Consider the following 293-nt stretch of genomic DNA (forward strand, 5'->3'; position numbering starts at 1 on the left):
GTGGTGGTGAAGCGTTCGGGGTTCCGGGTCCGGGCGGCGGCCAGGGTCGCCGACCGCTGAACGGTTTTGGCCGCAGCCAACCCATAGTGAACGTCGGCCGCGGTGTTGAGCCCGATCCCGGAGTGGCGGTGGRTGTGGTTGTAACCYTCGACGAAGGTGGCCATGAACTCTCTGGCCYCGCCGACRGTTCCAAAGCGTTGCGGGAATGCGGGTGCGAATTTCAACGTCTTGAACCACGCCTCGCTGAACGGGTTATCGTTGGACACCCGAGGCCGCGAATGCGACTTGGTGAC

At 64.0% G+C, this 293-nt stretch carries 1 protein-coding gene; it reads right to left on the reverse strand.

The annotated features are described in order from the left end of the window. The coding region (locus ASG92_RS28940; protein ID WP_162256311.1) for an integrase core domain-containing protein at window positions 1-293 on the reverse strand (293 nt) is incomplete at both ends.

The sequence above is a fragment of the Arthrobacter sp. Soil736 genome, assembly GCF_001428005.1.
Taxonomy (GTDB): domain Bacteria; phylum Actinomycetota; class Actinomycetes; order Actinomycetales; family Micrococcaceae; genus Arthrobacter.